Source organism: Polynucleobacter sp. AP-Ainpum-60-G11 (assembly GCF_018688375.1).
GTDB lineage: Bacteria > Pseudomonadota > Gammaproteobacteria > Burkholderiales > Burkholderiaceae > Polynucleobacter.
Genome location: NZ_CP061318.1, coordinates 1808417 through 1824308, shown reverse-complemented (window position 1 = coordinate 1824308; position 15892 = coordinate 1808417). Strand labels below are relative to the sequence as shown.

The window sequence follows — 15892 nt, the reverse complement described above, 5'->3', positions numbered from 1 at the left end:
AGGTGTATGGCTTCGTTTGCGTGAACGATTCTTGCGAAGCAAGGCTAATGCCAAGCTACAGTCTATGACCCCATTGGGTCGACGCATGACCATCATGTTATGCGGTGTATTTTTATTGCTCGGTTTGATCTTTGGGTTTAATCAACTCAAAACATTCATGATCAAACATTTCATTGCAGGTATGGGATTGCCGCCTGCAACAGTTTCTACGATGGTAGTGGAAACAACAGCATGGCAGCCCAAGTTATCTAGCGTTGGTAATGTGCGGGCATTTAGAGGTGTAGAGCTCAGCACTGAAATTGGTGGACTAGTTCTAACTGTGCCCATCAAGTCCGGTATGGATGTGAAAGAGGGCGAGTTGCTGATTAAGTTAAACGACGCATCTGATGTAGCTCAGCTGAAATCATTGCAAGCCATGGCGGACTTAGCTAAGGTGATTAATGAGCGCGATAGGCAGCAGTTAGAAATTCAGGCTATTAGTAAGAATGTCTTTGATACCAGTAAAGCTGATGCTGCTTCCAAGCAGGCTCAGGTAGAGCAACAAACAGCCTTAGTCGCTAAGAAGAATTTAAAGGCTCCCTTTAGTGGTCGTGTCGGTATCGTGATGATCAACCCTGGCCAGTTTGTTAATCCTGGTGATAAGTTGCTCACCCTGCAAACCCTAGATCCTATTTTTGTAGATTTCAATCTTCCGCAAAGTAATGCTGAGCAGATTCAGGTTGGGCAAGAAATTGTGGTGACCACGGACGCTTTCAAAGATGCGAGCTTTACAGGTAAGGTTACTGCTGTTAGTCCTAAGGTGGATACAAATACCCGCAATATTCAGGTTGAAGCTCAGTTGGCTAATCCGGATAAGAAGATTTTGCCGGGCATGTTTGCCAATGTGAATATTAAGTTGGGTAGTGAGATGAAGATGCTCACTCTGCCACAAACTGCTGTGACCTATAACCCGTATGGCTCAACAGTCTTTATTGCTAAGCCAACTGGTAAAAAAGATAAGCAGGGTAAGCCTGCTCTTGAGGCTCAGCAAGTCTTTGTGACAACAGGACCAACGCGTGGTGATCAGGTGGCAATTCTCAAGGGGATAGACGAGGGTGTCACGGTGGTTACTAGTGGCCAGCTCAAGCTGAAGAATGGAACTCCGCTGATTGTGAATAACAAAGTGTTGCCTTCGAATTCCTCAAATCCAAAGCCACAGGAATAAGTCCTAGATGAACTGGACTGACATATTTATTCGTAGACCAGTGCTCTCACTGGTGGTGAGCGCACTGGTCTTGGTATTTGGTTTGAAGGCTGTTGGTTCCTTGCCTGTCAATCAGTATCCACAAACGCAAAATGCGCTTGTGACGATTACGACTGCTTACTATGGTGCTGATCCAGAAACGATTGCCGGATTTATTACGCAGCCATTAGAAACGGCAATTGCTCAGTCTCAAGGGATTGACTATTTGTCATCAATGAGCGTAAGTGGTCTCTCGACAATTACTGCCACCCTGAAGCTGAACTATGACTCCAATGCGGCATTGACGCAAATCCAGACGCAAATAAGCTCGGTCAAGAATCAACTCCCACCACAAGCTCAGCAGCCCGTACTGAATGTACAGATTGGACAGTCCACTGCGGCGATGTATATGGGCTTTTATAGCGATGACATTCCGAACAACGCCATTACCGATTACTTGTTGCGGGTAGTAAAGCCAAAACTAGATGCTGTAGATGGAGTTCAAAACGCTGAAATCACTGGTGGTAGAAAATTTGCTCTACGCGCTTGGCTCGATCGCGAGAAGATGGCTGGTCTTGGTGTGGGCGCGGATGATGTTTATAGCGCCATGGCCGCAAATAATTACTTATCAGCAGTAGGTAGCACCAAAGGTGACATGGTTGCCGTGGACTTGGTGGCCGGTACAGATCTGCATACCCTTGATGAGTTCCGCAAATTGGTTGTCAAAAAAGATGGCATTAATATTGTGTATTTGGATCAAGTAGCCACAGTGAGCATGGGCTCCGAAGACTACAACACCAATGTTGCCTTTAGCGGCAAGAAATCAGTATTTATTGCCATTAAGGTAGCGCCCCAAGCGAACTTGCTTGATGTTGCTGAGCGTGTTCGTGCAGCCGTTCCAGATATTCAGAAGCAGTTACCCACTGGTATGTCAGGCAAGGTGGTTTATGACTCGACCAAGTTCATAACGACTTCGATCGATGAGGTGGTCGCAACTCTCCTAGAGGCGCTATTGATTGTGACGGTGGTGATCTATCTCTTCTTAGGAAGTGCACGCGCGGTTGCCGTACCTGTGATTGCGATGCCACTCTCTTTAATTGGCACATTCTTCTTAATGCAGATTTTGGGTTACTCGATTAATTTGCTGACACTGCTTGCATTAGTTTTGGCGATTGGTTTAGTAGTTGACGATGCCATTATTGTGGTTGAGAACGTTGATCGCCATATGAAGGAAGGCAAGTCGCCTTTAGAAGCCTCTTTAATTGCGGCGCGCGAGTTGGGTGGCCCTATTTTGGCGATGACCATTGTGTTGATCGCGGTATATATTCCGATTGGCTTTCAAGGTGGTTTAACGGGCGCGTTGTTTACCGAGTTTGCTTTTACTTTGGCTAGTGCGGTCGCGGTATCGGGCTTGATTGCGTTAACGCTTTCGCCAATGATGTGCTCTCGTATCTTTACCGAAGAACAAGAGGCTTCTTCTTTTGTACAAAAGATTGATCGTATTTTTGAAAAAGTACACCATAGTTATCAAACTACTTTGCGCGATCTCTTGAGTACATGGCAGGTCATTATTGTGATGGGTGTGATTTTATTAGGCGGGGTAGCTTATCTGTACGCCACTGCCCGCGCTGAATTAGCGCCAACAGAAGACCAGGGTATCGTGTTGATGCAGGCTTCAGGTCCACCGAACAGTACAGTTAATCAGATGCAGACTTACGCTGATCAGATTTATCAAATATCAGCAGCAGAGCCTGAATACGAACAGATGTTCCAGATCACCAGTCCAACCAGTAGTTTTGGTGGTGTATTGCTCAAAGATTGGGATCAGCGCAGTCGTAATGCTACGAAGTTCCAAGAAGATATGCAGAGTAAGTGGAATACGATCGCCGGTGCTCGCGTAGCAGCCTTCCAGTTTCCAGCTTTGCCTGGAGCGCAGGGCTTGCCGGTTCAGGTAGTCATTAACACCACTGAGTCTTACGAGCAGCTCAACGAAGTATCTCAGGCAGTCTTGGATAAAGCACGCCGCAGTGGTAACTTCTTCTTCGTGGACTCCGACTTGAAGATTGACAAGCCGCAAGATGTATTAGAAATCGATCGAGAAAAAGTAGCTGCACTGGGTATGACGCAGCAGCAAGTGGGTAGTGCTCTATCTGCTGCTTTAGGTGGTGGTTATGTGAATTACTTCTCTGTTGCGGGCCGCTCTTATCGAGTGATTCCACAAGTGAAACAAGTAGATCGTTTAAATCCAGATCAGATCTTGGATTACTACATACGCACCCCTAGTGGACAGATGATTCAGGCGCGGACAATTGCGACGATTAAGCAAAAAGTGGTGCCGCAATCGATTAATCACTTTCAGCAGTTAAATTCGGCAACCATCTCTGGTGTGAGTACACCATTTATTTCTCAGGCGGATTTGCTCGAGTTCATGCGTCAAACTTTAAAAGAGGTGGCGCCTAATGGTTACACCATGGATTACGCTGGGCCATCTCGCCAGTTCATGGCAGAGTCAGGTGGTTTCTTAGTGACCATGTTCTTTGCGATCTTGATCGTGTTCTTAGTCTTAGCTGCACAGTTTGAAAGTTTCCGCGACCCAATCGTCATTTTGGTTTCAGTACCACTCGCTTTATTTGGCGCATTGATCTTTATTAATTTGGGCTTCACCACTTTGAATGTCTATACCCAAGTTGGTCTTGTGACCTTAATGGGTTTAATTAGTAAGCACGGAATTTTGATTGTGGAATTTGCCAATGAGTTGCAAGAAGCTGGCCGCAGTAAATTAGATGCCATCGTAGAAGCTAGTAGCGTCCGTTTGCGTCCGATTTTGATGACAACTGCAGCGATGGTGCTGGGCGTGGTGCCTCTCGTGATTGCCTCTGGTGCAGGTGCGGCTGGTCGTCAATCGATGGGGATTGTGATCTTTACTGGTTTATCAATTGGCACCTTGTTTACACTTTTTGTAGTGCCGGCCATGTACTTGTTTATCGGCACCGATCACCATCAGAAGAAATTTAAGCAACAGTAATGTATTCTGCAAATGATTAAACAAAAAGGGTGAACTTGGTTCACCCTTTTTACTTGTGCTTGTAGATTCAGAGAATCTAAGTTTCTCTGGTTTACTTCACAATATTAAGCTCTTTTTGTGCCACGACTTTGTATTTAGTCTCTAATTCAATCTGCCTCATCCACCTATCAATATTGCTTAATTGCGATCGAGGCCCTGTTTTATCGGGGAAGGTTTGTTCTAAAAGGAGCCATCGACTTACACACAGCGCTAAGGGAATATCTCCGACACTGAATTGCTCGCCAGAGCAGTAAACATGTTTTTCTAAGGTCTGATCAAGTAATCCTAGCAATGCATCAGCCTCTTGATATGAACTCTTAATTAACGCATAGTCACGATCTGCTTCTGGAATGCGAGTAAGTCCTAGGAATGCAACGCGTAATGGTGGCCACATAGTGCCTAGTTGCCAATCCATCCACTTCTCAGACTGGTACTGACTTGTAGTATCAACAGGAAAGCGCATCAACTTATCGTACTGACGAACCAGATATCGCAAAATAGTATTAGATTCCCAGAGTACAAGATCGCCATCTTGTAGCGTAGGTACAAGGCCATTTGGGTTAAGCGCTAGGAATTCAGGGGTACGATTTATTCCAAAATGAAGGCCAGCATCAATACGCTCAAAATCTTTACCTTCCTGAAGTCCCAGCTCTGCAAGGCACCACAAGACCTTTTGCACATTGATAGAACTTGTTCTTCCCCATAATCGCATCATGAGAATTCCTATTTTGGTATTTTTAAAGTGATGAATCTAAGCCCATAAATTTGCTGTGTGCAAATATGAGCGGGTGACTTTCTGGGGTGTGCTTTAGGTTGAGTACTTTAGCAACGATGATATTGTGATCGCCACCAGTATGAACTGACACAGTTTCACATTCAAAGTAAGCGCAGCATCCCTCAATTTGCGTGAGGCCACTTGCTGCAATTTTGTGCGGAACGCTGACAAACTGATTTTCTTTGACCGTAGCGAAATGCATTGCCATTGCTTCTTGTGAGCGCTCCAAGACATGAATTAACTGTTTGTGACCAACTTCAAAATTAGGCATTAAGCGTGAATGCTTTTTAAGGCTCCACAAAATGAGTGGCGGCTCCAGTGAAACAGTATTGAAGGAGCTGATGGTAATGCCGTGAGCATTCTGGCCCGCATCTAAGCAGGTAATGACTGTGACCCCAGTGGCAAAGGAGGAAAAGCCTTTGCGGAGTTCTTGGGAGGTAAATGGGGTCATCTTGCTTTACTTATTGAGTTGTTTGTTTACTTTGATGCAGTTTGCGCAGAGGTATCGGCGGAAAGCGTTGTGCCTGGAATCGGGGTCAGGATTTCATTTTCTTCTGCTTTAACGCATTTAAAGCGATATTCCTTGCCTGCCTTTGAAAGGAAGCTGGCGCCCTGATAAAAATCATTCTTACAGGCTGCATTGGCAAAATTCATGACGTCTTGCGGTGCTGCGCTGGAGGTGATGAGGCGCATATTGCCCATAGACATATTAATTTGGCTTGAGGAGCATCCGACTAGCGCTAAGCCAGAAATCGTAGTTAATAGTAGAATTTTTTTCATGGAAACCTCCATAATCAGCAATGCTCGTTAGGATAAACCCATTACGTATTTGCTGTGGAGAATGCAGCGCATTTAAAAGGAAGAGACATGTTTAAGGCTATTTTGGTAAATAAAGATGATCAAGGTTATCGAGCTGAGCTTTCTCAGGTCGATGAGACTAGCCTGCCCGAAGGCGATGTCAGGGTCAAGGTGCACTATTCCACACTGAATTACAAAGATGGTTTAGCAATTACTGGCAAGGGTCCAGTGGTGCGCAGCTTTCCTATGGTTCCTGGAATTGATTTTGCGGGGGAGGTCTTGGAGAGTGCTAGCCCAGAATTTAAGGTTGGCGATATGGTGCTACTGAATGGTTGGGGCGTTGGTGAAGGTCATTGGGGCGGACTAGCGCAACAAGCGCGCGTGAAGTCAGAATGGCTCATTCCCTTGCCAAAGGGATTTACCGCTAAGCAAGCCTTAGCAATTGGCACTGCTGGCTACACAGCAATGCTGTGCGTGATGGCTTTGCAAAAGCATGGCTTGAAGCCAAGCGATGGCGAGGTATTGGTAACTGGGGCTGCGGGTGGAGTGGGTAGCTTTGCTATTACTCTTCTGAGCAAATTGGGATTTACGGTTGTTGCTAGCACCGGACGCATGTCTGAAGCTGATTATTTGAAGAAATTGGGCGCAAGCGAGGTGATTGATCGTGCTGCACTTTCGGCTCCCGGCAAGCCTTTAGCTAAAGAGCGTTGGGCGGCAGTAGTCGATAGCGTTGGCAGTCATACTTTGGCAAATGCCTGCGCGCAAACTAAGAGTGATGGCGCAGTTGCTGCTTGTGGCTTAGCCCAGGGAATGGATTTTCCATCGACAGTTGCGCCATTCATTTTGCGTGGTGTAACTTTATATGGCATCAATAGCGTGACAGTGCCAAAAGCAAAACGTATTGCCGCTTATGAACAATTGAGTAAGTTAGTTGATCTCAAAACTTTAGAGGAGATTTCTCACGAAATTACTTTAGAAGATTCCATTAAATATGCGGCAGAGCTGATGGCGGGTAATGTGCGCGGCCGCTTAATTGTGGATGTCAATCAATAAGCAATGCTTACTGTGGTGCTTGAGGTTTGCGTGTTTCCAGTTTTGCCCACACCTCAAGCTTGTCAGAGTTAGAAAGTTCAGACCAGTCAGCAATCTCCGATAGCGTACGATAGCAGCCACGACAAAAACCATTTTCAGGGTTGATGTCGCACCAGTTGATGCAAGGTGATGGAACTGTTGTCAAAGTAAACCTAGAATAGAAATAGATGAATACCAAAAACCAAGCCAACGATCTTAGTTCTATTCATTATCCCTTAGCCGATGCTTTACCGGAAGTCGGTAGCTCAATGGAAGTCGCGCCTGGCGTGCGTTGGTTGCGGATGCGCCTGCCGTTTGCTTTAGACCACATCAATCTGTGGCTGCTACGTGATGAGTTTGAAGGCGTTCAGGGCTGGACCATCGTGGATTGCGGTATTGCGAATGATGAGACAAAAGCAGCTTGGGATCAGATCTTTGCTACTCAGCTAGAGGACTTGCCGGTGCTCAGGGTGATCGTGACTCACATGCATCCAGATCACGTGGGACTCTCTCAATGGCTTTGTGAAAAATGGAATGCACCCCTGTGGATTTCAATGACGGATTATTTAACTGCGCAATGGCTGAGTCACAAAGAGGGCGGTGCTGCAGTTGGTGCACGTGCTGGCGGTGGCGGTTCTGCAGACCATTTTCAGAAGCATGGACTAGTTGCAGCAGAAGATTTAGAAAAAATCCGAGCGCGCTCTAATTACTACAGCAATATGGTTCCCGGTGTACCCAGACAATATCGTCGCATCATCGATGGCGAAATGATTTTGATTGGTGGACATGAGTGGCAAGTAATTATGGGATTTGGTCATGCGCCCGAGCATGCCTCGCTATTTTGTAAAGATCTTGGCATATTAATTTCTGGAGATATGTTGTTGCCGCGCATTTCTACGAATGTCAGCGTCTACGATGCAGAGCCCGATGCAGATCCTTTAGGTTTATATCTGAGTTCTCTGGATCGATATCTACCGCTACCCGATGACACTCTCGTACTGCCATCGCATGGCAAGCCATTTACAGGAATGAAACCACGGATTGATCAGTTAAAAGCGCATCACGATGAGCGCTTGGCAGAAACACTTGGAGCCTGTAAAAAACCGGCAACTGCTCGTGAGATAGTGCCGGTTTTATTTAGGCGTGAATTAGATATTCACCAAATGACATTTGCTATGGGTGAGGCTATTGCTCATCTGAATTACCTACTTCGTCGAGGAAAGTTGAGTCGCCAGCTTTGCGATGACGGCGTGTTGCGGTTTTGCGTGGTTTAGAAGCCTTTGTTCCGGACTCTTCAGTAGATCCGCCAGTAGCGGCAGCAGCAGTTGCTGAAACGGCATCCCCAAAGGATTTGAGGGCCATCATGGTGGCATGTTGCACTTCAAGACCTTGAATGGTGGACTTCAGGATATTGAGGTTGAGGTTAAGCCAGTTTTCAACGCTTTTGAGGTCCTTGATGCGCTTTTCTAGCTCATCGGTATCCAGTCCTGGGAATGCTGAGCCGAAACCCCCGGCAGCTTTCGAGGCGTCTGTAGTGAAGGGGAATTGCCCTGGCGTCGATCCACCTGCCCCTTGGCCCCACATGGTTTTCATCATTTCAAGACTTTGATTGAATTCAGGGATAGTTCCAAACATAGGGCGAGCTCCGGGTCAGATAAAAGTGGCTTAATGCCAATACAATAAGAGATTCTAGAGATTAATCCCGGTTAAGCAATGCAATCTAATGGTTTATCCCAGCCTTACACCCGTGGTCAGGTACTACCTGAGCTACTGAAGCAGCGCATTCTGATTTTGGATGGCGCAATGGGCACCATGATTCAGCAATACAAGCTCAATGAGGCGGATTACCGTGGATTACCTGCCAGCAAGCGTTTTGAGGCCCACCCTGGTGACATTAAGGGAAATAACGAACTCCTCGTTCTCACTCAGCCTCAAATCATTAGCAGGATTCATGAGCAGTATTTGGATGCGGGTGCAGACATTATTGAGACCAATACTTTTGGCGCCACTTCTGTTGCGCAAGAAGATTACAAAATGGCGGGCTTGGCACGGGAGATGAACATCGTCTCTGCTCAACTAGCGCGCGCTGCTTGTGAAAAATACTCTACGCCAGACAAACCACGTTTTGCAGCAGGCGCAATTGGACCTACTCCAAAGACAGCCAGTATTTCTCCGGATGTAAATGATCCGGGTGCACGCAATGTGACATTTGATGCATTACGAGCTTCTTATCGTGAGCAGATTGAAGGCCTCTTTGAAGGTGGCGTCGATTTATTTTTAGTGGAAACTATTTTCGATACGCTCAATGCCAAAGCTGCATTGTTCGCCTTAGATGAATTCTTTGAGGAAACCGGTGAGCGTTTGCCGGTGATGATTTCGGGAACAGTCACCGACGCTTCTGGTCGTATCTTGTCGGGTCAAACGGTGGAAGCCTTTTGGAACAGCTTGCGCCACATTAAGCCATTAACTTTTGGCTTGAACTGCGCCTTAGGTGCTGCACTAATGCGCCCCTACATTGCTGAGCTTGCGCGCATTTGCGATGCCGCTGTATCTTGTTATCCCAATGCAGGCTTACCTAACCCAATGAGTGACACTGGCTTTGATGAGACCCCAGAAATTACATCCAGCCTTGTCGATGGCTTTGCAAAAGATGGCTTAGTCAATCTCGTAGGTGGCTGCTGTGGAACGACGCCAGACCATATTCGTGCGATTGCTAATGCGGTTGCCAAGCGTAAGCCGCGTGCATTCTATCGCGAGAGCGCGGAGGCATCAGCATGAGTAAGACTGCAAAAACAATGCCGCCAATGAAGCTCTCGGGCTTAGAACCTTTTAATGTCACACCTGAAGTGGGTTTTGTGAATATTGGTGAGCGTACTAACGTTACGGGTTCCAAAGCTTTTGCGCGCATGATTTTGAATAATCAATTTGATGAAGCCTTGGTAGTTGCAAGACAGCAAGTTGAGAATGGCGCTCAAGTCATTGACATCAATATGGACGAAGCGATGTTGGATTCTGAAGCGGCGATGACGCGCTTCCTAAATTTAATTGCTTCAGAACCAGACATTGCCCGTGTGCCTATCATGATCGACTCTTCAAAATGGAGTGTGATTGAGGCGGGTCTGAAATGTATTCAAGGTAAGTCGATTGTTAACTCGATCTCTCTTAAAGAGGGTGAAGAGCCCTTCAGAAAACAAGCGCGCTTGATCCGTCGTTATGGTGCTGCTTCTGTAGTGATGGCCTTTGACGAAGTGGGTCAAGCAGATACTTTTAAGCGCAAGACGGAAATCTGCCAGCGCTGTTATCAAATTCTGGTTAACGAGATTGGTTTTCCTGCAGAAGACATTATTTTTGATCCGAATATCTTTGCTATTGCTACTGGTATTGAAGAGCATGATAACTATGCAGTAGATTTCATTAATGCGACCCGCTGGATTAAAGAAAATCTGCCAGGCGCGAAAGTGAGTGGCGGCGTCTCTAATGTCAGCTTCTCTTTCCGCGGTAATGATCGCGTGCGTGAAGCCATTCATACGGTATTCCTGTATCACGCGATTCAGGCAGGTATGGATATGGGCATTGTTAATGCTGGCCAGCTTGGTGTCTACGCAGACTTAGATCCGGAATTGCGTGAGCGTGTTGAAGATGTTGTGCTCAACCGCTTTAAAGAAAAAGATGGCAAAACACCAACTGAGCGCTTATTGGATATTGCCGACCAATTTAAGGGCGGTGGCTCAAAGCAAGTTGAAAATTTGGTGTGGCGTGAAGCTCCTGTGCGTGAACGTTTAACCCATGCTTTAGTACATGGCATTACTACCTTTATTGAGGAAGATACCGAAGAGCTACGTGCACAAATTATGGGTGCGGGCGGTCGTCCAATTGAGGTCATTGAAGGCCCACTGATGGATGGAATGAATGTCGTTGGCGATTTGTTTGGCGCCGGTAAGATGTTCTTGCCTCAAGTGGTTAAGAGTGCGCGTGTGATGAAGCAAGCGGTAGCGATTCTGATTCCTTACATTGAAGAAGAGAAGCGCTTACATATTGCAGCTGGCGGTGAAGCTAAAGCTAAAGGCAAAATTGTGATGGCCACTGTTAAAGGTGACGTGCACGATATTGGCAAAAACATTGTGACGGTAGTGCTGCAATGTAATAACTTTGAAGTTGCCAATATGGGTGTGATGGTACCTTGTGCAGAAATTCTGAAGCGCGCTAAAGAAGAAAAAGCAGATATTGTTGGCCTATCTGGATTGATTACGCCATCCTTGGAAGAAATGACCTACGTTGCCCAAGAGATGCAGCGTGATGACTATTTCCGTGAGCGTCAAATTCCATTAATGATTGGTGGCGCTACCACCTCTCGTGTGCATACTGCAGTGAAGATTGCACCGCATTACGATGGCCCCGTAGTCTATGTACCTGATGCTTCTCGCTCTGTATCGGTAGCATCCAGTTTGTTATCAGATGAAAGTGCTAAAAAGTTTATTCAAGATCTGCGCGATGACTATGTGCGCATTCGTGAGCAGCATGCCAATAAAAAAGCGTCCCCAACAATTTCATTAGAAGCTGCCCGCAAGAATCGCGAGCTGATTGATTGGTCTAGTTATGTGCCTGAGAAGCCTAAGTTTATTGGGCGCCGTGTTTTCAAGAATTTCTCTTTAAACGATATTGCTAAATACATTGATTGGACACCATTCTTCCAGACTTGGGACTTGGCTGGTAAGTTCCCAGCAATCTTGGATGATGAGATCGTTGGTGTAGAGGCGCGCAAGGTATTTGAAGATGGCCAAGCGCTATTGGATAAGTTGATCAAAGGTCAGTGGTTACAAGCCGACGCTATAGTGGCCTTCTATCCAGCAAATACCATAGGCGATGACATCGTTTTATATAGCGATGAATCTCGTGAACATCCAGTATTTGTTTGGCACAACTTACGTCAGCAGTCTGAGCGTCCTATAGTGGATGGCGTTCGTCGACCGAATCGTTGTTTGGCAGATTATGTGGCGCCAAAAGATTCTAAGGTTGCTGATTATCTCGGCTGCTTTGCTGTGACGACAGGTCATGGTGTTGAGAAAAAAGTCGCTGAGTTTCATGCAAAGCATGATGACTACAGTGCAATCATGTTGCAATCCTTAGCTGATCGTCTGGCAGAGGCATTTGCAGAGTTAATGCATCACCGCGTTCGTACTGATCTGTGGGGTTACGCAACTGATGAGATCTTGACGAATGATCAAATGATCAATGAGGAATACCGCGGCATCCGTCCAGCGCCAGGTTACCCAGCTTGCCCTGCACATGAAGTGAAAAAAGATTTATTGCGCGTTATTGGCTCTGAAGATATTGGCATGACTTTAACCGAATCGATGGCCATGAACCCTGCTTCCAGTGTGAGCGGGTTTTATTTGGCTCATCCGGATGCCCGTTACTTCAATGTGGGTAAGTTATCAACGGACCAGATTGAGGATCTTGCTAAGCGCCGTAATGAGTCCGTTGAAGATATCCGCCGTCAGCTGGCGAGTTCAATCGACTAATCTGGGTCTATCTGATTGGGGCAGTGGCTTTAAACGCCCCACATCACGGGTTCATCTTTGGCTCTGGCCTGCTTCATAAGCTCTAAGAAGGGGTAGGCACGCTGCCCCAGTCTATCGGCAAGCTTTGGTTTTTCAGTATTTTCTTGATCTGCTGTATTGCTCTTAGCTCGATCTTCCAAGTCTTTCAGAATGGCGGTTTCTAGGGCGATGATGAGGGCTGGTAGTTGCTCAACCGTCAAAATCCCTCTGGGCTCTAATGGCCGACCCAGAATATCGAAAATTCGCTGGGTCAAATCAGCCAGCATGATGACGTCAGGACCCGCCTTGGAGCGAAATTGATAGATCATTTCGATAGCTTACCACCTGATAAACTCACTTATCTATGTTGTTAACTAATAAAAATCGTTTAATTGCAATGTTGAGCGCAGCCCTTCAGGGTCTGGCTCAGGAGCGTGGTTTGGGTGAGACGTCTGCACCTCGCTTGGAGCGCCCTAAAGCGGTAGACCATGGTGATGTTGCTTGCAATATTGCCCTCCAACTTTCTAAGGCTTGGAAGCTAAATCCTAGAGAATTAGCGCAGGCGCTGGTTGAGCGTCTGGAGCAACAGCCTGGCTATGGCGACCTCATTGCTTCATGCGAAATCGCGGGCCCTGGATTTATTAATTTTCGTCTAAGTAATACCGCCAAAACCGCAGTGGTTCAAGAGGTTCTCAATGCGGGAGCCCAGTTTGGTCAGCTAGCTGCAGAAGCAGCCCCGGTCTCCAGTGCCATGATTGAGTTTGTTTCCGCTAATCCCACTGGCCCACTGCATGTTGGTCATGGTCGTCAAGCAGCACTTGGCGATGCCTTGGCAAACTTATTGGCGACTCAGGGCATCAAGGTTCACCGCGAGTTTTATTACAACGATGCTGGGGTGCAGATTGCAAACTTAGCGCTCTCAGTACAGGCTCGATTAAATGGCCTCAAACCAGGTGATGCCACTTGGCCAGAGAGCGCTTATAACGGCGAGTATATTGCTGAGATTGCGACTACGTTCAAGGCTTCTCCTGAATATCAGGATGATCTTGAAGCCATTCGTCAATTTGCCGTTGCGTATTTACGTAATGAACAAGACATCGATTTAAAAACATTTGGCGTGAAGTTTGATTGCTACTACTTAGAGTCTTCTTTGTACACCGATGGTAGTGTTGCCAAAATTGTTGAGGAGTTACAAAGCATTGGCAAAACTTATGAATCTGAAGGTGCGCTTTGGCTGAAGACAACGGATGATGGTGACGATAAAGATCGTGTCATGCGTAAGTCTGATGGCAGCTTCACCTATTTTGTTCCTGATGTTGCCTATCACACCAGCAAATGGAATCGCGGCTTTCAAAAGGTAATCAACGTCCAAGGCAGTGATCACCATGGCACGATCGCCCGTGTACGCTCAGGCTTGCAAGGCGTAGCACAGAAGCGCGGTTGGGATATTCCAAAAACCTATCCTGACTATGTATTGCACAAGATGGTGACGGTGATGCGTCATGGCGAAGAAGTCAAAATTTCTAAACGTGCAGGCTCTTATGTGACTGTGCGTGATTTGGTTGAGTGGTCTGGTGGTATTACGTCAGAGATGACTGCTGATGAGCGCGAGTTAGCGCTTCAGCGCGGACGCGATGCTGTGCGTTTCTTCCTGATCTCTCGTAAAGCCGATACCGAATTTGTATTTGATATTGATTTAGCCTTACAGCAGAATGATGAGAACCCCGTGTTCTACGTGCAATATGCCCATGCTCGTATTTGCTCAATCTTGACTCAATGGGGCGGACAAGTTTCCGATCTGAAGGATGCAGATCTTTCCTTATTGCAAAGCAAGGCATCTGATCATCTATTGCGTCGTTTAGCTGAGTATCCAGAAATGCTTACAGATGCAGCAGCAGACTTAGCCCCACATGCTTTAGCTTTCTACTTGCGTGATTTAGCCGGAGACTTCCATACTTTCTATAATGCAGATCGTGTTTTAGTAGATGACCCTGCATTGAAATTGGCTCGTTTAGCATTACTCTCAGCAACACGCCAAGTGCTTGAAAATGGATTAAAGGTATTAGGTGTTTCAGCACCCGCTAAGATGTAAGTTGTTTTACTTGTCAGCGCTTAAGCAGTAAAAAGAAGGATGGGGACACGATGAAAAATAACAATCAATACGACAGCTTGGATTCAAAGACACAGTCTTCGAGTCCAGAGTATGGCGGTACTATTCTTGGCTTTATCTTAGGGCTTGGTGTTGGTCTAGGCGTTGCTTTTGTGATTGCTTTCTATCTTTCTAAAAACACACCTCAAGAGCGTCCTGGAGTCAGAGCACCCAATCTCCCGTTAACAATTAAACCAGGACCAACACCCACCGAAGGTGAAGCCGCTGCTCCAGCGGAGGCTCTAGACCTGAACAAACCGCTGCATGGCAAGTCGACAGCGCCTGCCGCTAGTGCGCTAGACCCAATTGCTGATTTGGTTAATGGCAAAAAGCCAGTAGATGCAGCCCCAGTCCCTACAGCAAAATCCGATGCTATTTATTTCTTACAAGTAGGCGCCTTCAATAAACGTGCTGACGCAGATGCTCAAAAAGCAAATTTGGCCATTCAGGGTATTCAGTCTCAATTAAGTGAGATCACGAGTGAGGGCAATACGCTGTGGCGTGTTCGTGTAGGCCCCTACAACAGTGTTGAAGAAAGCACCCCCGTGCGAGATAAGTTAAATGGCATGGGCATTAAACCAAGCGTTATTAAATCTAGCAAATCATGATGACATTATCTAAGTCTAAGAGAGCCTTTTTATCTGCTGCAATTGTTGGCTTGGCATTTTCTTTTTCAGGCTTGCTTGCTGCGCAAAGCCCTAAGATTGAAGAGGGATTTGATTATCGTATTCTGCCAACACCTCAGCCAGTTGAAGTTAAAGGTAAGGTCGAGGTCATCGAGTTTTTTTGGTACGGATGCCCACATTGCTATGACTTTGAGCCAGAGCTCAATGCGTGGCTAAAGCGTCAACCAAAGGATGTGACATTCCGCAAAGTGCCGGTTGCTTTCCGTGATGACTTCATGCCGCACAGCCAACTGTTCTATGCCTTAGAGGCCATGGGCAAGGGCGAAGCGATGAATGACAAAGTCATGTATGCCATGCACAAAGAGAATAAGCGCCTCATGACAGAAAATGAGATTGCGGATTGGGTTGCATCCCAAGGGATTGATCGCAATACTTTCTTGGCCACCTATCGTTCATTTGCTGTTGTATCTAAAGCCCGTGCCGCAAGACAGATGGCAGATGCTTATCGCATCGATGGCGTTCCAACCATTGTGATGCAGGGTCGCTATGTGACTTCACCATCGATCGCTGGAACCAAAGCTAAGGCGATTGCGGTGATGGACTACTTAGAACAAAAAATCCGCAAGGATAAGTACAAGTAATTTAGG

General features: G+C 46.5%; 15 protein-coding genes. 9 read left to right on the top strand and 6 right to left on the bottom strand.

Translation table 11 applies throughout. The features are described 5' to 3' along the window. Positions 1 to 64 precede the first annotated feature (64 nt). Positions 65 to 1204, top strand: a complete 1140-nt coding sequence (locus tag FD971_RS09435; RefSeq protein WP_215335340.1) for an efflux RND transporter periplasmic adaptor subunit — start codon at positions 65 to 67, stop codon at positions 1202 to 1204. Between the two features lie 7 nt (positions 1205 to 1211). Further along, a complete protein-coding gene (locus FD971_RS09430; protein WP_215334050.1) occupies positions 1212 to 4247 on the top strand; it encodes an efflux RND transporter permease subunit in 3036 nt (1011 codons plus the stop codon). Between the two features lie 91 nt (positions 4248 to 4338). Here the strand turns inward: FD971_RS09430 and FD971_RS09425 are convergent, their stop codons facing one another. From FD971_RS09425 to FD971_RS09415, 3 genes are read right to left on the bottom strand one after another with little or no spacing between them, the layout of a single operon-like run. After that, on the bottom strand, positions 4339 to 5001 hold the full coding sequence (locus tag FD971_RS09425) for a glutathione S-transferase family protein (RefSeq protein ID WP_251368624.1): 663 nt from the start codon (positions 4999 to 5001) through the stop codon (positions 4339 to 4341). A 22-nt stretch (positions 5002 to 5023) separates the two neighbouring features. Further along, the gene (locus FD971_RS09420) at positions 5024 to 5512 is read right to left on the bottom strand and encodes a flavin reductase family protein (protein ID WP_215334049.1); all 489 of its coding nucleotides are present in this window, start codon (positions 5510 to 5512) and stop codon (positions 5024 to 5026) included. A gap of 26 nt (positions 5513 to 5538) precedes the next feature. Further along, positions 5539 to 5841: a hypothetical protein gene (locus FD971_RS09415; RefSeq protein WP_215334048.1), complete on the bottom strand. Its 303-nt coding sequence runs from the start codon at positions 5839 to 5841 to the stop codon at positions 5539 to 5541. 87 nt (positions 5842 to 5928) lie between these two features. On the opposite strand from FD971_RS09415, the gene FD971_RS09410 reads away from it, so the two are divergent. Further along, complete coding sequence (locus FD971_RS09410; RefSeq protein ID WP_215334047.1) at positions 5929 to 6912, top strand: MDR family oxidoreductase; 984 nt, start codon at positions 5929 to 5931, stop codon at positions 6910 to 6912. 7 nt (positions 6913 to 6919) lie between these two features. On the opposite strand, the gene FD971_RS09405 is transcribed toward FD971_RS09410, so the two are convergent. Continuing rightward, positions 6920 to 7096 carry a DUF1289 domain-containing protein gene (locus tag FD971_RS09405; RefSeq protein WP_215334046.1) on the bottom strand — a complete coding sequence of 59 codons (177 nt, stop codon included), beginning with the start codon at positions 7094 to 7096 and terminating at the stop codon, positions 6920 to 6922. A gap of 22 nt (positions 7097 to 7118) precedes the next feature. Between FD971_RS09405 and FD971_RS09400 the strand changes: the two genes are divergently transcribed. Then, entirely contained in the window at positions 7119 to 8204 is a 1086-nt protein-coding gene (locus tag FD971_RS09400; protein WP_215334045.1) for an MBL fold metallo-hydrolase, read from the top strand. Here the strand turns inward: FD971_RS09400 and FD971_RS09395 are convergent. Beyond that, a complete protein-coding gene (locus FD971_RS09395) occupies positions 8116 to 8565 on the bottom strand; it encodes a PhaM family polyhydroxyalkanoate granule multifunctional regulatory protein (protein WP_215334044.1) in 450 nt (149 codons plus the stop codon). The genes FD971_RS09400 and FD971_RS09395 overlap by 89 nt on opposite strands. A 78-nt stretch (positions 8566 to 8643) precedes the next feature. On the opposite strand from FD971_RS09395, the gene FD971_RS09390 reads away from it, so the two are divergent. Next, on the top strand, positions 8644 to 9708 hold the full coding sequence (locus FD971_RS09390; RefSeq protein ID WP_215334043.1) for a homocysteine S-methyltransferase family protein: 1065 nt from the start codon (positions 8644 to 8646) through the stop codon (positions 9706 to 9708). Beyond that, the gene (gene metH, locus FD971_RS09385) at positions 9705 to 12452 is read left to right on the top strand and encodes a methionine synthase (protein WP_215334042.1); all 2748 of its coding nucleotides are present in this window, start codon (positions 9705 to 9707) and stop codon (positions 12450 to 12452) included. The genes FD971_RS09390 and metH overlap by 4 nt, the downstream gene beginning before the upstream one ends. A 29-nt stretch (positions 12453 to 12481) precedes the next feature. Here metH and FD971_RS09380 read toward each other — a convergent pair whose 3' ends face one another. Further along, positions 12482 to 12799: a DUF1840 domain-containing protein gene (locus FD971_RS09380; RefSeq protein WP_215334041.1), complete on the bottom strand. Its 318-nt coding sequence runs from the start codon at positions 12797 to 12799 to the stop codon at positions 12482 to 12484. A 35-nt stretch (positions 12800 to 12834) separates the two neighbouring features. Between FD971_RS09380 and argS the strand changes: the two genes are divergently transcribed. Genes argS through FD971_RS09365 form a run of 3 tightly spaced genes read left to right on the top strand, consistent with a single transcriptional unit; the run spans position 12835 to position 15886 of the window. Then, complete coding sequence (gene argS / locus FD971_RS09375; protein ID WP_215334040.1) at positions 12835 to 14562, top strand: arginine--tRNA ligase; 1728 nt, start codon at positions 12835 to 12837, stop codon at positions 14560 to 14562. 50 nt (positions 14563 to 14612) lie between these two features. Continuing rightward, complete coding sequence (locus FD971_RS09370) at positions 14613 to 15227, top strand: SPOR domain-containing protein (RefSeq protein ID WP_215334039.1); 615 nt, start codon at positions 14613 to 14615, stop codon at positions 15225 to 15227. Beyond that, entirely contained in the window at positions 15224 to 15886 is a 663-nt protein-coding gene (locus tag FD971_RS09365; RefSeq protein WP_251368623.1) for a thiol:disulfide interchange protein DsbA/DsbL, read from the top strand. Before FD971_RS09370 ends, FD971_RS09365 begins: the two co-directional genes overlap by 4 nt. Positions 15887 to 15892: the final 6 nt, after the last annotated feature.

Coding starts and splice junctions, on each gene's coding strand:
- FD971_RS09435 (WP_215335340.1), top strand. CDS start 65: ATGACCCCATTGGGTCGACGCATGACCATCATGTTATGCGGTGTATTT.
- FD971_RS09430 (WP_215334050.1), top strand. CDS start 1,212: ATGAACTGGACTGACATATTTATTCGTAGACCAGTGCTCTCACTGGTG.
- FD971_RS09425 (WP_251368624.1), bottom strand. CDS start 5,001: ATGATGCGATTATGGGGAAGAACAAGTTCTATCAATGTGCAAAAGGTC.
- FD971_RS09420 (WP_215334049.1), bottom strand. CDS start 5,512: ATGACCCCATTTACCTCCCAAGAACTCCGCAAAGGCTTTTCCTCCTTT.
- FD971_RS09415 (WP_215334048.1), bottom strand. CDS start 5,841: ATGAAAAAAATTCTACTATTAACTACGATTTCTGGCTTAGCGCTAGTC.
- FD971_RS09410 (WP_215334047.1), top strand. CDS start 5,929: ATGTTTAAGGCTATTTTGGTAAATAAAGATGATCAAGGTTATCGAGCT.
- FD971_RS09400 (WP_215334045.1), top strand. CDS start 7,119: ATGAATACCAAAAACCAAGCCAACGATCTTAGTTCTATTCATTATCCC.
- FD971_RS09395 (WP_215334044.1), bottom strand. CDS start 8,565: ATGTTTGGAACTATCCCTGAATTCAATCAAAGTCTTGAAATGATGAAA.
- FD971_RS09390 (WP_215334043.1), top strand. CDS start 8,644: ATGCAATCTAATGGTTTATCCCAGCCTTACACCCGTGGTCAGGTACTA.
- metH (WP_215334042.1), top strand. CDS start 9,705: ATGAGTAAGACTGCAAAAACAATGCCGCCAATGAAGCTCTCGGGCTTA.
- FD971_RS09380 (WP_215334041.1), bottom strand. CDS start 12,799: ATGATCTATCAATTTCGCTCCAAGGCGGGTCCTGACGTCATCATGCTG.
- argS (WP_215334040.1), top strand. CDS start 12,835: ATGTTGTTAACTAATAAAAATCGTTTAATTGCAATGTTGAGCGCAGCC.
- FD971_RS09370 (WP_215334039.1), top strand. CDS start 14,613: ATGAAAAATAACAATCAATACGACAGCTTGGATTCAAAGACACAGTCT.
- FD971_RS09365 (WP_251368623.1), top strand. CDS start 15,224: ATGATGACATTATCTAAGTCTAAGAGAGCCTTTTTATCTGCTGCAATT.